We start from the raw sequence: 16640 nt of genomic DNA, 5'->3' as shown, positions 1-16640 counted from the left end.
TTTTTCAACCGCGAAAATAACCATTATCATCCGACTACAGAATATTTTATGACTAAATTCTTTTTATTAGCCAACATTTAGTAATTTCGTTGCCTAATAATTTTTCAGTATGTACAGAATAATCTCAGGCAAGTGGAAAGCCAAAAAAATAGCCGCTCCTAAAAATTTTGACGTAAGACCTACAACAGATTTTGCTAAGGAAGCGCTATTCAGCATCCTGGAAAACAAGTATGATATGCAGTCTATCTCCGTGCTTGATCTTTTTGCAGGCATTGGTTCTATCACCTTTGAATTTGCTTCCAGAGGATGTCAGGATGTCATTTCAGTGGAACTGAATCCGAAGCATACAAGTTTTATCAATTCTACAGCTTCAGAGCTGGATATGTCTCAGCAGGTGAATGTTCAGAGAGGTGATGTTTTCGACTGGCTTAAAAAATTCAGAAATAAAAAAAGTTTCGAGATCGTATTTTCCGACGCTCCTTTTGAAATGGAGGAGAAGAAATATTACGAGCTTTTATCTTTAGTTCTGAACAATAAATATGTGAAGGAGAACGGTGTTCTGATCATAGAACATCAGAGTAGGATGAAACTCGAGCACCCCAATTTAGTAGATACCCGAAAATACGGAAATGTAAGTTTCAGTTTTTTCGAAGCAAATAAAGAAGATAATCAGGAAATTTAATTCCTGATTATTTTTTTTACGGAAAGATCCGGTGCAGCAATTCCCCATTGGGTAATCGCTTCAATCACCGGGAGCAAAGTCTTCCCGAAATCCGTCAACGTATACTCTACCATCAAAGGTGGCTTTTTCGTATATACTTTTCTGTTGACTATATGATCTTCCTCAAGCTGTTTCAGCTGCAGACTTAAAGTCCTTTCTGTTATGGTCGGAATTAATTTTCTTAATTCATTATATCTTTTGGCACCGTCCGTCAGGTGAAATAAAATTACAGCTTTCCATTTTCCTCCTATAAACTTCATCGTAACGCTGGTGCAGCAAGGATATTCTTTGTTATCTATCGTATACATTTTTATACTATCATTTTTTACCGTTATTGCAAAGATAATAAACTTAAATTACTTTTGTAACTATAAAAATGATAGTACAATAATTTATGAATTTTTTAGAACAAATGAAAAAGAGGTATACGGTGAAAAAGTATAATCCTCAGGGAAAAATAAGTGCGGAACAAATTGCAGAATTGAAAGAGATTCTTAATTTAAGTCCATCTTCGATCAACAGCCAGCCTTGGAATTTCATTTTCGTGAACAAGCCCGAATTGAAAGAACAGCTGGCCAAAGCATCTTATTTTAACAAAGAAAAAGTATTGGAAAGCAGTCATGTAATTGTATTCCAAATGATGAAAAATCCGGAAGAATTTGAAAAACAGATCGAAGAAAATCTTCCTGAAGGTTCCGTGAATTACTACAGAACCATGGTAAAACCCAACGGTGAAGAGGCCATCAGATCATGGTTTGGACATCAGGTTTATCTATCTCTGGGTGTATTTCTTTCCGCATGTGCAACGATGGGAATTGATTCTACTCCAATGGAAGGAATTGAGCCTGAAAAATATGATGCCATCCTGAAAAATGATTCTTACGAAACACTTTTCGCCGTTGCAATCGGTGAAAGAGCGGACAGTGACAGCAATCATCCGGCAACAACTCCGAAAAGAAGACTGAAGCGTGAAATGGTGATTTTAGAATCTTAATATTTCTGATATTTCCACAAAAAAATAAAAGCTGTTTCTTCTGAAACAGCTTTTTGTATTATAGTACTTTCAATTCCAGATCTATGGTCTTTCCGAAGAATTTTTTAGAGATCTTCTCAAAGTTTTTCGTCAGATCCGAAAGATAGAAATGATAGTTCGGTTTTGGATTATTATCATTCAGAAGATGATATTTATCCAGAATGATCTTCAGATGATTGGCGACAATATTCGGAGAATCAATCACGCGGACTCTGTTTCCGTAATATTGTTTGATTTCATCGATCAATAATGGATAATGGGTACAGCCAAGAATTAATGTTTCAATATTTTTCAGCTTTTTATTGCTCAGATAATTATAGATGATTGCATGTGTGATCGGATGATTCTTGAATCCTTCTTCAATGGCAGGAACCAGCAAAGGTGTAGCGAGTTCATCTACTTTAATCCATTTATTCTGCTTTCTGATGCTTTTCTTGTACAGCCCTGAATTCACCGTTGCTTTCGTTGCAATTACTCCTACATTATTATGAATCTCATAGGCTACTTTTTCAGCAACCGGATTAATAACATCAATTACAGGAACTTTACCATTCACCGATTGCATTACTTCATTCAAAGCATTCGCAGTAGCTGTGTTGCAGGCAATAACAATAGCTTTACAGTTCTGCTGAAGAAGGAAATTGGTGATCTTGGTAGAATATTCAATGATGGCGTCTTTGGATTTTTCACCGTACGGAAGATGCTTGGTATCTCCGAAATAAATCAGGTCTTCATGAGGAAGAAGTCTTTTGATTTCTTTGGCTACGGTAAGTCCTCCCACCCCACTATCGAAAATACCGATAGGCTGGCTTGGTGAAAGATGTGAATAATCTTGTTTTTTAGTTTTCAAGTGAGCTGAAATTTTACACAAAAATACGAAGATTTTTAGATTTCTGTATTCCTGATTCCGGACTTTATTTGTACGGTGTCATTTTATTACCATTAAGTCAATATTGCTTTAAGATACTATGCTTCGACTTCGCTCAGCATGACATTACCAATACTTATTATTCTGAAATCAACATTTAAAAATGGAGTTCCAAAAGCATCTTTATGAATCATTTACTTACACCATAAACAGATCGGAAGCAATTCCATCCGCCATAAACCAATGTTTTTCCGGGATTTTAAGATGTTTGTTTTCTGTAATCAGAATACCTTCTTCTATTTTAGATTGTATTTCACGTCGGAAATGTTCAAGAGTCTGTTCGCTGAATTTACTGTTCAGGCTTTCAATATCTACACCCCAGATAGTTCTTAGCCCGATCATGATCATTTCATTAAATTGGTCATTTTGGGAAAGTATTTCCTCTTCTTTGGCAAGAATTCCACCATCAAGCTTTTTTATATACTGTTGGTTATTGGCTACATTCCAGCTTCTGACATCAAATCCGTTGTAAGAATGTGCGGAAGGACCAATTCCAAGATACTCTTTATACTTCCAATACGAAGAATTATGTCTTGAGTAGAAGCCAGGTTTCGCGAAATTAGAAACTTCATAATGCTCAAATCCGTTGTCTTTTAAGAAATCCGACAGATAATAGAACTCTCTATTCTGTTCTTCTTCCTTCGGACTGGCTATTTTTCCTTTTGCTATCCAGTTTTCCAAAGCTGTTTTCGGTTCAACTGTCAGGGCATAAGATGAAATATGAGGAACTTCAAGGGCTATCGTTTTGTTTAAATTCTCTTTCCAGATTTCCAGATTGGAGGTTGGTGAGCCATAAATCAGATCGATGCTTAGATTTTCAAAGCCAAAATCCTGTGCTCTTTTGATAGAACCTTCTGCTTCGGAAGCATTATGGGCGCGGTTCATGAGTCTCAAATCTTCATCAAAGAAACTTTGTGTACCAATAGAAAGCCTGTTTACCGGAGATTTTGCCAGCTGTTGAAGAAAATTTTTATCCAGATCATCGGGATTGGCTTCTAAAGTAATTTCAATATCACGATCAAAACTGAAATATTTCAGTACTTCATCGATCATTGAGCTGATCTCATCTGCTGAAAGAATAGACGGTGTGCCGCCACCAAAGTACAATGACTTTAAGTTTTTGTTCTGCAGTTCGTCTTTTCTGAGCCTGATTTCGGTCTTCATGGCACTGATCATTTCATCCTTAAAGTTCAAAGATGTAGAAAAGTGAAAATTACAGTAGCTGCATTTCTGTCTGCAAAACGGGATGTGAATGTATATCATAAAAAAAGCTCTGAAAATTTCAGAGCTCAAATTTATTTAAATTAAATCAGATTAATATCTATATCCTCTATGATTAATAAAGTTATCGAAGTTATAACCTAAGCTCAGCATAAAGCTGTTTCCACCATAAGTCTGGATATCAGACATTCCGATGTTGTAAGTTGCTCCAATCATTAATTTATTAATTCTTACTTTAACAACCGGTGCCACCTGTAATTGCTGGCTGTCAAATCTGTTCTGTACCGTTCTGTAGCTTACACCGGCAGAGAATGAATTGATGTCATTAAAGAAAGTCGCCATTAAGTTATAGTCGATCATTCTTGTTGAATTCGTATTCAGGTTGATCAACGCTGATGGCGTTACATAGATATTGTCAGCAAAATGCCAGTTATATCCTAAGTTTAAGAAGAATTTAATTGGTGAAGGCTCGATTCCGTTTACGATCGCCTTGTCATTGCTTAACGCGATATCATTTACAGAAACTCCTGCAAAGATATTTTTATACGTTGCTGCTGCACCGAAGTTGGCATAAGCCATAAAAATATTCCCTTCTTTTCCGATCAACAATGGATCGTAACCATCTTCAACATTCACTGAAGTATAGTCAAAGTTCATATTATAAAATGAAACACTAGTACCGAAAGAGAATTGGTCTTTTCTTTCTCCTTCACTGCTTAGTGGAATAAAGTATGAAGCTCCCGCTGTAATACCGCCTGCAGAAATAGGTCCATTACTGTCTCTGAAAATAGAAAGCCCTGCTCCCACTCTGTCGAAGATGTTCCCGTTGATTCCTATAGACTGCGTATTTGGAGAATCGCTAAACTTGTCAAATTGTTTGTGGTAATTAGCATTGAGCTGTACGTAATCGGTCTTTCCGTACTGAGCTGGGTTGAACAGAAAATCACCATCCAAAAGATATTGCTGATAGTATGGTAGTGATTCCTGTGCTTTGTATGCATTTGACAAAAGAGCTAAACATACGATAGCATATAGTTTTCTCATAACAAATCTTGATTTCAATTCAACAAATATAAAAAAATTCTCAATATATTTTTAGTTTTCTAAATAATTTCTCCATTTTTTTACAGCATCCGCCATATCTTTAGGCATTGGGCTCTCAAAATATAATTCCTTTTTCGTAGTTGGGTGTATAAACCCTAAAGTATGGGCATGGAGTGCATGCCTTGGAAGAATTTCGAAAACATTTTTTATAAACTGCTTATACTTAGGCAGATTCAATCCTCTGAGAGGCGTATGACCTTCATATCTTTCGTCATTAAACAGCGTATGGCCGATATGTTTGAAATGAGCACGGATTTGGTGCGTTCTTCCTGTTTCAAGCTTACATTCTACCCAGGTCATATATCTGAAACGTTCCAACACCTTGTAATGTGTCACCGCATGCTTGCCATGGCTTCCGTCTTCATAAACGGACATCTGCATTCTGTTCTTAGGATGCCTGCCTATATGCCCCTTAATAGTGCCTTCATCTTCCTGAGGATTTCCCCAGACAAAAGCCCAGTATAATCTTTTTGTAGTTCTGTTAAAAAACTGTTTCGCTAAAAAGCTCAGCGCATATTCATTTTTTGCAATCACCAGCAGTCCGGAAGTATCTTTATCAATTCTGTGGACAAGTCCTACCCGATCCAGATCGGATTTCTCCCCTTTCTTTTCAAAATGGAAGGCCAGTGCATTCACCAAAGTCTTATCCCAGTTTCCGTGACCCGGATGTACCACCATTCCCGGTTCTTTATCCACCACGACCAAATCATCGTCTTCGTAGATGATATTCACAGGGATATCCTGAGGAATAATCACATTTTCTCTCGGCGGATGGGCAAGAAGCACCGAAACCTGGTCACCGGGTTTCACACGGTAGTTTTGTTTTACCGGAGCTCCGTTTACAACCACATTTCCGGCTCTGCAGGTCTGGGAAATTTTATTCCTTGAGGAGTTTTGTCTGTATATTAATAAGAACTTATCAATCCTTAACGGCTCCTGGTTTTTATCGACTTTGATATTAAGATGCTCATACAATCCTTTATTTTCCTCGTCAATATCGATATTCTCGAGACTGTCGGACTCTAATAATTCTTCATCTAAAAAGTCTTCGTTATCTTCTGCCATTATTTTATCTTTTTTACGCAAAAGGCCCCAACATTTTGCAGTTGAAGCCTATATTTTATATAATAATTAGTTATTATTCTACTACTACTTTTTTAGCCTTTGGCTTTTGAGCCGGTTGCTGGGTAGCTCCGGTGGTAGCCGGTTTATTTCCTGAACCCTGACTGCTGGTTGCAGTAGACTTAGGTTTTTCGGCCGTGGTTCCTGCTGGTTTAGCTCCTGTTGCTGCACTGGTTTTGGCAGGTTCAGTTTTAGCAGGTTCAACTTTAGGAACTTCTTTTCTAGGTACAGGCACTGCAGCAGGCGGATCATAGCTTGGTTCCGGATGGTTCGGAACTTCGTCATAATGCACCGGTGGCAGTGAAGTATCTACCTTCATACGGTAAATAGCATTCAGCTGTTCTACTTTAGCTCGGAGCTCAGCAGGTGTTCTCTTACTCGCCCAAAGGTCGATCTGCATTCCCTGGTCTCTTACATCTCCTGAAGCCGGATCCTGATAATAGATAATATCAGATTCATCTTTGCTTCCATCTTCATGCTCTACCAGACCGATCTCAAACATACTTTTCAAAATCACAGCTCTGGCCTCTTTTACAGAAAGCCCCACTACGCTAGGAATAGAAATGTTTCTCATAGGTCCTGATCCCACTACAACGTCGATGACGGAGAATCTAGGAAGACGTGATCCAGGATTCACAGCGTTACCTTTATATAATACTCTTAAAAGAGCATCTTTCTGAATACTCGGTTCGTAGATGGTATCGCCAATCTTCAGACCTACCTGATCCAATCTCTGGAAAGCAAGTCCTGAATACTTATTGATCACATCCGGAACTGTAATAGGAGCCCAGGTTCTTGGATTAACAACGATTCTTACCAGCGATCCCGGTTTTACACGGGAACTGGATATAGGATGCATCTTTAAAACCTGAAAAGGTTTATATTTAGGGTTATATTCTGCACTGTCTACTTCATATTCAAGCCCGGTATCCTCCAATATTTTTACGGCATCGTATACCGATTTATTAATAACATTAGGCACAGGAATTTCCTGACCGTGCTTGGTATGATATTCCAACCAGCGGAAAGTAAGCCACACCAACCCCACAAAAACACCGATGGCGACTACTAAATTCAGTAAAACTTTCCAATTGAAAAGTGATTTAAGCATACTTAAAAATACTTTAATTATAACGGCAAATATAGCTAATAATTTTAAATGTGCTTTTATTTAACACAATTCATTTTCAATTTTAAAATTTCTGAATTTCCCTTATTGCATTACATAAAATGATTAAATTTGCCTTAATTGATACTATAATGGTTATGAGCAAAAAAAGTGTTGCCGTTGTCATGGGAGGCTATTCAGACGAATATGTGGTTTCCTTAAAAAGCGGTCAGTTGATCTACGATTCTCTGGACAGAAATCTATATGATGTATATAAAGTAGTCATTCTAAAAGATGAATGGTATTTTTTAGGGGAAAACGATAAAAAATATGAAATCAACCGAGGGGATTTTTCAGTGACATTAGACAATAATGAACAACTGAAATTCGATGCCTGTTTCAACATTATCCACGGAACTCCGGGTGAAAACGGAATCCTTCAGGCCTATTGGGATGCTATCGGACAGAAGTATACCGGCTGTGATTTCTACCAAAGTGCTTTGACCTTCAATAAAAAAGATACATTGGCTGTCCTGTCAAAATACGGGATTCCCTCTGCTAAGAGCATTTATTTAAGAAAAGGAGAAGAAATCAATACAGACGAAATCATTGAAAGTCTTGGGCTTCCGGTTTTCGTTAAGCCGAATCAGTCCGGATCTTCTTTAGGAATTTCAAAAGTAAAGGAGAAATCAGAATTAATTGCAGCTACGGAAATCGCTTTTAAAGAAGACGATGAAATCCTGATCGAAAGTTTCCTTGATGGGATGGAAGTTTCTGTAGGCGTTATAGACTACAAAGGTGAAACCCTTGTTTTGGGGATCACAGAAATTGTCCCTACCAACGAATTCTTTGACTATGAAGCTAAATATGAAGGTGCTTCAGAAGAAATTACCCCTGCAAGAATTGATGATGCCACCAGAATCAGAGTAGAAGAAATTTCAAAAAGAGCTTACAATTCCCTGGGTATGAGTGGTTTTTCAAGAAGTGAATTCATCCTTATGGACGGCATTCCTTATATGCTGGAAATGAATACCAATCCTGGATTTTCCCCTGCCAGCATCTTACCCCAGCAGGCAAGACATTATGGAATCTCCATCATGGATCTTTGTGGGAACGAAGTAGAAAAAGCATTGAATAAATAATAGAAGTTAGAAATCAGAGGTTAGATGTTAGTGGATGGAGGTTTTAAAAACAGGAGAAATAGGTAACCACCTCAACCTGAAACCCACCACCCAACCCTTAACTCGTACCCCGTAACTCATCATAACACGTAAAACATGAAAATTGCTGTTTTCCCCGGATCATTTGATCCTATTACCCTGGGACATTATGATATTATTGAAAGAGCGGCTCCGCTTTTTGACAAACTGATTATTGCGATCGGGCAGAATTCCCAGAAAAAATATATGTTTCCCCTGGAAAAAAGAATGGAGTTTATTCAGAATTCCGTCTCAGAATTTCCTAACGTGGAAGTCGATTTTTTTGAAGGATTAACGGTAGATTACTGCTTTGAAAAGGATGCACAATACATTCTCAGAGGCTTAAGAAACCCTGCCGACTTTGAATTTGAAAAAGCAATCGCCCACACCAACAGAACGCTGGCTCACAAAAAACTGGAAACTGTATTCCTGTTAACCTCATCCGGAAAATCTTTCATCAGCAGCAGCATTGTAAGAGAGATCATCAACCATGATGGAGAATATGAATTACTGGTACCGGACTCGGTGAGGGTAAAAAAATGAGTAATGAGTAATAGGTAATGAGTAATTTGGGAAATATGGATTACAATCAGGTTTTTCGGGAAAGAACTAAAAACTTTTCCATTCTTGTGATCAAATCCCTCTCATAATTACCTTATTCGGATGATGTTTCGGTCATAAGAAAGCAAATTATAAGATCTTCCTCTTCAGTGGCTGCAAATTACAGAGCTGTTTCAAGAGCAAGATCTGAAAAAGAAAAATTTGCTAAACTCTGCATTGTTGTGGAAGAAATTGATGAAACTCAACTTTGGCTTGAAATCATTGAAGAATTGGAATATCTAAGTCCTGAAAAAATGATACTTTTAAAATCAGAATGCGAAGAACTTGTAAAGGTGATGACTAAATATAAATTCAGATTATCCCAGCTTTAAATGGCATAATTTTTATTACTCATTGCCCATTACCTATTACTCATCAATATATGCATGAACAGTTCAATTTTGCCATAGAGGTACTCGGAACCATTTCCTTTGCGATGTCGGGGAGTTTTGCAGCGATGCAGAAGCGCCTTGATCCGTTCGGGGTACTGATTATTGCATTCGTCACTTCTGTAGGCGGAGGAACTGTAAGAGATCTCCTGCTGGACATTCCTGTGTTCTGGATGCATGACCTTTTAACCTGTGCACTGATTCTGTGTACCAGCATTTTTGCCATGATCTTCAAGTCCATTGAAAAGAATTTCAAAGTAACCTTATTTATTTTTGACAGCTTCGGATTGGGACTATTTACCATTATCGGAGTTCAGAAAGGGCTCAATGCGGAAATTCATCCATTGATATGCATCGCACTGGGAACTATCACCGGCTGTTTCGGAGGAATTATCCGGGACATCCTTCTGAACAGAATTCCATTGATCTTCAGGAAAGAAATTTATGCTACGGCATGTATCGTCGGAGGATCTGCGTTTCTTCTGATGACCAAGTTTATTCCGCTTTCTTATACACTTATACAGATCTTCACCATCTTGCTGATTGTAGCTATCAGAACGCTTGCTGTGAAATACCACTGGCAGATGCCTAAATTTTATGGATATGATCATAATTCAGAAATGTGATGACTACATTTCATTTAAAATAAAAAAAGCACCTGAATCAGGTGCTTTTTCGTTTTGTATAGTGTTCTTAGAAGAATTTTCCTCTCTGTCTCATATTCGGGTTGTGCATATGTTTCTGCATAGAAGGCATTTTCAGCTGATCTTTCATCATTTTGATCTGATCGGTCATCATTCCTGCCGTGTCTAATCTCTTAGCTTCATCCAGAAGCTTCTGCCCTTCCTGTTTTCTTCCTTTAGAAATGGCTGCTGCCGCAAGATTCAATGTTGCCATTGCTCTGTCGTGCTTCATATTCAGACCGTATTCCAAAGCTTTTTTCATCAACGGTTCCACTTTCGCAGGATGTTCCTGAGCTTGGGTCAATCCCTGTAAATAGTGGAAATATCCATACTGGGATTTATGAAGCTGTGCCTTGTAGTTGGTGATTCCGTTTAACCACTGTGCCGCTTTTTCCATATTCTGTTTTCTCAGCTGCCAGAAGGCCAAAAGGATATATTCATTTTTGATGAAAAGTATAATAGGCAGTGCTGCAAGAAGGAATACGACAATCCCCCAGCCCAGACTTCTTGTGAAAATCATCATATAAAGTCCTAAAAGGATAAGAACTGCTGCAATTACAATTTTTATGTACTTATTCATTATTCAATTTTAAGAGTGCAAAGATAGAAAATTTAGAGGTTAGAAGCTAGAAGTTACAAGTTAGAATTTTCATAACTATTCTGTCTTGATTCGCTCATACGTCTGAAAGAAGAAATCATATTCATTCTTTTCGTCTTTTTCATGAAAAACTTCTTCAGTTTTTTTCCAGACTTTCGGATTGATTTTTGGAAAGAATGTATCTGCTTCAAGATCAGCTTTCACTAAAGTCACTTCCAGCTTATCCACAATCTCCATGGTCTGTTCATAGATATTTCCGCCACCAATGATGAATACATTTTCATCGATTTTCTTAGCAAACTTTACGGCTTCTTTAATACTTCCCACGATCAGAATCCCTTCTTCAAACCAGTTTTTCTTTCTGGAAATCACAATATTCGTACGGTTCGGCAAAGGTTTTCCTATACTTTCATAGGTCTTTCTTCCCATAATAATAGGATGCCCGGAAGTTATATCTTTAAAGTGTTTCAGGTCTTTCGGAAGATGCCACAGCAGTTTGTTTTCAAAACCGATCTCGTTCTTCTCACCCATAGCCACCACTATTGTTGTCATTCTAATAATTTTTTACAAAATTAGCACATAATTTGTATATTTGATTAGCACAAAAAATTAAAAAAAATAAACTATGAAAAATAAAGGCTGCCTGAGTGCAGGAACTATCGGTATTGCTCTGCTAATCATTGTAGGAGTATTATTCTTCTGGGGGAAAAACGGTTATAATAATTTTGTTTCGAAAGAACAGAACGTAAATTCCAAATGGTCTAATATCGAAACGGTATATCAGAAAAGGGCTAACCTTATTCCGAACCTGGAAAGAACCGTTAAATCGTATTCAAAATTTGAACAGGAAACATTAACGAAAGTGGTTGAAGCACGTTCTAAAGCGACTTCCATTCAAATCGACCCTTCTAATATGACAGAAGCTGATCTGGCGAAATTCCAGGCTGCACAGGGAGAACTTTCCGGAGCATTAAGCAGATTAATGGCTGTGGTGGAATCTTATCCGAACTTAAAAGCGGATCAGCAGTACATCAACTTCCAGAGAGAGTTTACAGCGATAGAAAACAGCATCAGAACCGAAACGGTTTATTATAATGACGCTGCCAAAGATTACAATACAACGATCAAAACGTTCCCGAACAATATTCTGGCGAACTTTACCAACTTTAAAGAAAAACCATTCTTCAAGGCTGAAGCCGGTGCACAAAAAGCGCCTGAAGTATTTAAATAATGAGCCGCTTTCTGACAAATCAGCAAATTACTTCCCTTGTGGAGGCCATACAATCTGCAGAAGAACATTCTACAGGCGAGATCCGTATCCATATTGACTCGAACACCGAAACCCAAAATGCACAGACTGCATTTGAAGTTTTCAAAGAACTCTGTATGAATAAAACTGCCGACAGAAATGCTGTGCTTTTTCATGTGAATTTCGAACAGAAATATCTGACCATCATCGGTGATATCGGAATCCATGATAAAGTACACCAGTCGTATTGGGATCATCTCCACGACTATATTACTGCTGAATTTGCTAAAGGAAATTATTATAAAGCTTTAAAAAGCGGCATCCTGGAGACCGGTCTTGAATTAAAAAAATATTTTCCTGTTCAGGGAAAAAATCCCAATCAGCTCTCTAATGAAATTACGTTCTCTTAAACCTGTATTTTCATTTCTACTCTTCTGCTTTTACACTTTTGTATCAGCACAATACACGATTCCGCAAAAACCTGCGGTCCTGTATCCTGTGTTTGACGAAGCAGGACTGTTGACGCAGCAGCAAAAAGATGAGCTGAACAACAAACTGATCAAGTTTGCAGATTCTACTTCTACGGAAATTGAAGTGATCATTATTCGTTCTACCAAAGGAGAAGACGTCAATTTTCTTGCGACCATGTTCGGTGAGCAATGGAAAATCGGAAAAAAAGGGGTGGATAATGGGGTCGTTTTCCTTATTGCAACAGAAGACAGAACTATGTCTATCCAGCAAGGACGAGCCGTAGAACAGTACCTTACCGCTTCTGTGGCGGGACAAATTCTTGATTATATTGTCACTCCCAATTTTAGGCAGGGACAATGGTACGAAGGTATCAACCGCGGTACCTCAGCCATTATGGAGGCCGTTCAAGGGAAATTCAAACCTACGGAAACTTCAGCGCCTTCAGGCAATGGAAGTGCTTTTAAAATCATTCTGATCGCATTTGTCATCTTTATCATTCTGGCCTTTCTCTTCGGAGGGAGAGGCGGAGGACGTGGTGGCGGCAATAATGACGACGACGATGTGATCATCACAAGAAGAGGACGCAGAAATTATCCAGGCGGATTCTTCCCGTTCCCTGGCAGCTTCGGAGGAGGCGGAGGCTTTGGTGGTGGAAGTTCCGGTGGCGGCGGAGGTGGATTCGGCGGCTTTGGCGGCGGAGGAAGCTTCGGAGGTGGTGGTGCTTCGGGCGGATGGTAATCGAAAATAACTCAACTAAATTCAATATAATCGGGCTCATGGCCCGATTTTTTATTTAATATGCTAAAATACCACCATTTATTTATCTTATTTTAATACTAAATTCAACTTTACATATTAAAAAATTAACAAAACCACTTAAAAACCGTCTTTTAACTATTTTTTTTTCATTATATTTACTGAAAACAGGTTTATGAAGAAGACGCTGGTAGTTTTTGCACATCCCTATTTAGAGCACTCCAATTCGAACGTAGAGCTTTTTAATTTCTATGTTCGTCACCAGCATTTTACCCTCAGAGATCTTTACGAAGAATATCCGGATTTTCATATCGCGGCATTCAGGGAGAGAAAAAGGTTAAGAAATTATGACCGTTTTATTTTTCAGTTTCCGCTGATCTGGTTTGGAATGCCTCCTTTATTGAGATTATGGATTGATGAAGTTTTCGACAGAGACTGGCTCAGGGAAGGCGAAACCAATCCTCTGGAAGGGAAAGAGATCTACATTCTGATCACCACCGGCGGAAAAGAGAGATCGTTCACTAAAACAGGAACATACCAATACATGGTAGAAGAGCTCATCAGTGGACTGATCGTATCCTTAAAGGTTTTCAAAGCAGATATCAAACATATCAAGATCGTTTACGAGGCCAATAAACTGAGCAAAAAAGACATTATTTTACATAAAAAAGAATTTACAGAACTTCTCAATCAATAGCATATGGAGTCGAGCTTAGCAATGAATACATTACTTTTCTTAGGCGTAGCCATTATTATGGTTCCGCTGGCGAGAAAATTTGGGTTAAGCTCAGTGATCGGGTATATTTTGGGAGGAATCATTATCGGCCCTTATGTTCTGCGTCTTACCGGAAAAGATGTCAATGATATCATGCACGCCAGTGAATTTGGAGTGATTATGCTGCTTTTTTTAGTGGGACTGGAACTGGAACCCCGGAAATTCTGGGAAATGCGTAAAAAAATAATGGGTCTTGGGCTTACGCAGATGCTGCTTTCTATTTCACTGCTGTTTCTCGTTTTCATCAGTGCGGGATGGAGGATAGACAAAGCTATTGCCATTGCAATGTGTTTTGCGCTTTCTTCTACCGCAATCGTACTGCAGACCCTCCAGGAAAAAAATAATTTTAAAACAATGGCTGGAGAAGCCTCATTCTCTACCCTTCTGTTTCAGGATATTGCGGTGATCCCTATCCTGGCTATCCTCCCGCTTATTGCTAATTATAAAGCAAGTCATCACGATAACGAAATCCAAATCATCATCCAGAAACTTCCGGAATGGCTGCAGGCCGGAACCGTAATTCTGGGGGTTGCTATTTTGATTCTTCTGGGGAGATATGTATTCGTTCCTTTCTTACGATATGTTTCAAAGTCTGGAATGACGGAATTGCTTACCGCTTCCTCCCTATTCCTCGTGATCGGGGTTTCAGAGCTTATGGCTGCGATTGGGCTTTCTCCGGCATTGGGAGCTTTCCTTGCCGGTGTCATGCTTGCCAACAGTGAATTCCGGCATGAGCTGGAAGCGCAGATCAATCCTTTTAAAGGGCTGCTTTTGGCAGTATTCTTTGTGAGCGTTGGGTCTACCATCAATTTTAATATTATTCAGCAGGATCCTGTTTTTATTTTCTCTACTGTTTTTGCGGTATTGACTGTAAAATTTTTGGTTCTTTATGCGATTGGGAAGTTTTTTAAAATCGATACACCGCAGAGCTTATTTTACGCCTTTGCTCTTTCTCAGGTAGGGGAATTTGCTTTTGTACTGATCAATTACGCCTCGGATCTTTATCTGCTAAGCCCTGAACTCAATGCGCAAATGATGGCCGTTACAGCAATCACTATGTGCATCACCCCTATCCTTCTGATTATTAACGATAAATTCATTACGCCTAAATTCATCAAAGAGATTCCTGATGAAGAGAACGATTTCAATATCCTGGACAATGATGTAAGCCAGAAGAAGATTATTATTGTCGGTTTCGGGCACTTTGGCAGTACGGTAGGCCGTCTTTTAAAGGCAAATAAAATATCAGCAACCGTTCTGGACAGGGATTCTGACCGGGTGAAACTTCTGAGAAGCCACGGTTTTAAAGTATATTATGGAGACGCCACAAGAATTCCCACTTTAAGGGCTGCCGGCATTGAAGATGCGGAAATTTTAGTTTTGTGTCTTGATGACCGGGATGACAATAAATTCATTGCTGATCTTGTACGTGAACATTATCCGAAGGTTAAAATTTTTGTGAGAGCCAAAAACAGGATCGATGCGTATGACTATTTGAATAACGGCATTGAAAACATTTATCGTGAAACATTGGGAACCGCCGTGGATATGGCGGTAGACCTTCTTCATGAAACCGGGATGAGGAAATATGCTGCAAGACGTCTGGGACAAAGATTTATGGCTATAGACAAGGCATCCATCCGGAGACTGTCCAAGGCAAAGGACGATGATGAAATCCTATCATTCACCACAAAAGAAATCCTCCAGCGTGAGGAGGAATTATTAGCTTATGACAATCTTAATTTTGATAATAGAAACTGGGAAGGTTCCTCGTCAGTAGATGATGATAATGACGAGGAAACTCCCAATTGATTTATTGAATACTGACGCTTCCGCCACTGCTTTCCTGTTTGGTTACATTTTTAAGTTCTCCTTTTTTAGAGACATCTACGCTTCCTCCTGAAGAAGCTTCGGCATTCACTGAATTCACAGCACTTATCTGAAGGCTCGCTCCACTGGATGCATCTGCTTTTACATTATCTGCAATAAGATCCTTGGCTGAAATACTGCTTCCTGATGAAGAAGTGATGTCCGCATTTTTACTTTTCCCGGAAATATCAAGACTTGCCGCTGAAGATGCTTCAATATCAAGATCCACCGCCCATACTTTTCCTTTATAACTGCTGCTGCTTCCTGCTGAGATATCGAAATCATTGGCTTCAAGATCTCCGGAAACGCTGGCTGCACTGGAGATGTCAATGCTTACTTTATCTTGTGTAAATTTATCTTTGATGCTTATACTTGCTGCAGAATTGGCTGTAAGTTTTGAGAAATCTTTTGTGTAAATCTTAGCCTTTACATTGTGGCTGTTCATCACTCTGATTCCTTTTTTATAATGGATATGAAGCTTTCCGCCATCGTTGTCCACAAGAATTTCGTTGATGATATTTTCGGGTGCGGAAATAACCACTTTCTCTGCATCAGCCTTGATCACTTCAGCATCGATCGCCTGGGAAACTTCTATTTCGTCAAAGTCTCCGTTGAATGTTTTTTCTTTAACCGGGCCGTTGTCCTTGTCGATTACTTTGTCTACCCACCCGTTACCATTATTGTCATTATCATTGTTTCTTTTATTATGATTTTCATTGCAAGAGGTCATCAGCGCGAAGGCTGACAGCATAAAAAGAGTTGTTGATTTCATGTTTACTGCGTTTATAAATTAAGTTTTTAATATCTTTATACT

Annotated in this window: 20 protein-coding genes; 11 read left to right on the top strand and 9 right to left on the bottom strand. The window is 38.7% G+C overall.

What is annotated here, in order from left to right; translation table 11 throughout:
- The first annotated feature begins 109 nt into the window (after nt 1-109).
- On the top strand, nt 110-682 hold the full coding sequence (locus LC419_RS07530; protein WP_223606777.1) for an RsmD family RNA methyltransferase: 573 nt from the start codon (nt 110-112) through the stop codon (nt 680-682).
- On the opposite strand, the gene LC419_RS07525 is transcribed toward LC419_RS07530, so the two are convergent.
- Nucleotides 679-1029 carry a helix-turn-helix domain-containing protein gene (locus LC419_RS07525; RefSeq protein WP_223606776.1) on the bottom strand — a complete coding sequence of 117 codons (351 nt, stop codon included), beginning with the start codon at nt 1027-1029 and terminating at the stop codon, nt 679-681. The two genes, LC419_RS07530 and LC419_RS07525, sit on opposite strands and share 4 nt — an antisense overlap.
- 86 nt (nt 1030-1115) lie before the next feature.
- Between LC419_RS07525 and LC419_RS07520 the strand changes: the two genes are divergently transcribed.
- A complete protein-coding gene (locus LC419_RS07520) occupies nt 1116-1715 on the top strand; it encodes a nitroreductase family protein (RefSeq protein WP_223606775.1) in 600 nt (199 codons plus the stop codon).
- Between the two features lie 58 nt (nt 1716-1773).
- Here LC419_RS07520 and murI read toward each other — a convergent pair whose 3' ends face one another.
- From murI to LC419_RS07495, 5 genes are all read right to left on the bottom strand, one after another.
- The gene (gene murI, locus LC419_RS07515; protein WP_047454678.1) at nt 1774-2604 is read right to left on the bottom strand and encodes a glutamate racemase; all 831 of its coding nucleotides are present in this window, start codon (nt 2602-2604) and stop codon (nt 1774-1776) included.
- A 216-nt stretch (nt 2605-2820) separates the two neighbouring features.
- Nucleotides 2821-3945, bottom strand: a complete 1125-nt coding sequence (gene hemW / locus LC419_RS07510; RefSeq protein ID WP_223606774.1) for a radical SAM family heme chaperone HemW — start codon at nt 3943-3945, stop codon at nt 2821-2823.
- A 51-nt stretch (nt 3946-3996) separates the two neighbouring features.
- On the bottom strand, nt 3997-4947 hold the full coding sequence (locus LC419_RS07505) for a PorP/SprF family type IX secretion system membrane protein (protein ID WP_223606773.1): 951 nt from the start codon (nt 4945-4947) through the stop codon (nt 3997-3999).
- A 51-nt stretch (nt 4948-4998) separates the two neighbouring features.
- A complete protein-coding gene (locus tag LC419_RS07500) occupies nt 4999-6072 on the bottom strand; it encodes an RluA family pseudouridine synthase (RefSeq protein WP_223606772.1) in 1074 nt (357 codons plus the stop codon).
- A gap of 73 nt (nt 6073-6145) precedes the next feature.
- On the bottom strand, nt 6146-7240 hold the full coding sequence (locus LC419_RS07495) for a PASTA domain-containing protein (RefSeq protein WP_223606771.1): 1095 nt from the start codon (nt 7238-7240) through the stop codon (nt 6146-6148).
- A 155-nt stretch (nt 7241-7395) separates the two neighbouring features.
- Between LC419_RS07495 and LC419_RS07490 the strand changes: the two genes are divergently transcribed.
- The 4 genes from LC419_RS07490 to LC419_RS07475 all read left to right on the top strand — a co-directional run bounded on the left by LC419_RS07490 (nt 7396) and on the right by LC419_RS07475 (nt 10051).
- Nucleotides 7396-8379, top strand: coding sequence for a D-alanine--D-alanine ligase (locus LC419_RS07490; RefSeq protein ID WP_223606770.1), 984 nt, complete (start codon nt 7396-7398; stop codon nt 8377-8379).
- A 135-nt stretch (nt 8380-8514) separates the two neighbouring features.
- Nucleotides 8515-8979 carry a pantetheine-phosphate adenylyltransferase gene (gene coaD, locus LC419_RS07485; RefSeq protein ID WP_223606769.1) on the top strand — a complete coding sequence of 155 codons (465 nt, stop codon included), beginning with the start codon at nt 8515-8517 and terminating at the stop codon, nt 8977-8979.
- Nucleotides 8980-9113: 134 nt separating this feature from the next.
- Nucleotides 9114-9368 carry a four helix bundle protein gene (locus LC419_RS07480; RefSeq protein ID WP_223607584.1) on the top strand — a complete coding sequence of 85 codons (255 nt, stop codon included), beginning with the start codon at nt 9114-9116 and terminating at the stop codon, nt 9366-9368.
- 50 nt (nt 9369-9418) lie between these two features.
- Entirely contained in the window at nt 9419-10051 is a 633-nt protein-coding gene (locus tag LC419_RS07475; RefSeq protein ID WP_223606768.1) for a trimeric intracellular cation channel family protein, read from the top strand.
- Nucleotides 10052-10118: 67 nt separating this feature from the next.
- Here the strand turns inward: LC419_RS07475 and LC419_RS07470 are convergent, their stop codons facing one another.
- The gene (locus LC419_RS07470; protein WP_090027270.1) at nt 10119-10688 is read right to left on the bottom strand and encodes a hypothetical protein; all 570 of its coding nucleotides are present in this window, start codon (nt 10686-10688) and stop codon (nt 10119-10121) included.
- 75 nt (nt 10689-10763) lie between these two features.
- Entirely contained in the window at nt 10764-11258 is a 495-nt protein-coding gene (locus LC419_RS07465; RefSeq protein ID WP_223606767.1) for a dihydrofolate reductase, read from the bottom strand.
- Between the two features lie 73 nt (nt 11259-11331).
- Between LC419_RS07465 and LC419_RS07460 the strand changes: the two genes are divergently transcribed.
- The 5 genes from LC419_RS07460 (at nt 11332) to LC419_RS07440 (ending at nt 15769) form a co-directional block, all read left to right on the top strand.
- A complete protein-coding gene (locus LC419_RS07460; RefSeq protein ID WP_223606766.1) occupies nt 11332-11937 on the top strand; it encodes a LemA family protein in 606 nt (201 codons plus the stop codon).
- Nucleotides 11937-12365, top strand: a complete 429-nt coding sequence (locus LC419_RS07455; protein ID WP_175548923.1) for a TPM domain-containing protein — start codon at nt 11937-11939, stop codon at nt 12363-12365. Before LC419_RS07460 ends, LC419_RS07455 begins: the two co-directional genes overlap by 1 nt.
- The gene (locus LC419_RS07450) at nt 12346-13164 is read left to right on the top strand and encodes a YgcG family protein (protein ID WP_223606765.1); all 819 of its coding nucleotides are present in this window, start codon (nt 12346-12348) and stop codon (nt 13162-13164) included. Before LC419_RS07455 ends, LC419_RS07450 begins: the two co-directional genes overlap by 20 nt.
- A gap of 193 nt (nt 13165-13357) precedes the next feature.
- Nucleotides 13358-13879, top strand: coding sequence for an NAD(P)H-dependent oxidoreductase (locus LC419_RS07445; RefSeq protein WP_223606764.1), 522 nt, complete (start codon nt 13358-13360; stop codon nt 13877-13879).
- A gap of 3 nt (nt 13880-13882) precedes the next feature.
- A complete protein-coding gene (locus LC419_RS07440) occupies nt 13883-15769 on the top strand; it encodes a monovalent cation:proton antiporter-2 (CPA2) family protein (RefSeq protein ID WP_223606763.1) in 1887 nt (628 codons plus the stop codon).
- Nucleotide 15770: 1 nt separating this feature from the next.
- Here the strand turns inward: LC419_RS07440 and LC419_RS07435 are convergent, their stop codons facing one another.
- Nucleotides 15771-16598: a head GIN domain-containing protein gene (locus LC419_RS07435; RefSeq protein WP_223606762.1), complete on the bottom strand. Its 828-nt coding sequence runs from the start codon at nt 16596-16598 to the stop codon at nt 15771-15773.
- Nucleotides 16599-16640 lie beyond the last annotated feature (42 nt).

The organism is Chryseobacterium sp. OSA05B (genome assembly GCF_019970065.1).
In the GTDB taxonomy this organism is placed as follows: domain Bacteria; phylum Bacteroidota; class Bacteroidia; order Flavobacteriales; family Weeksellaceae; genus Chryseobacterium.
This window is presented reverse-complemented; position numbering and strand designations above follow the sequence as displayed.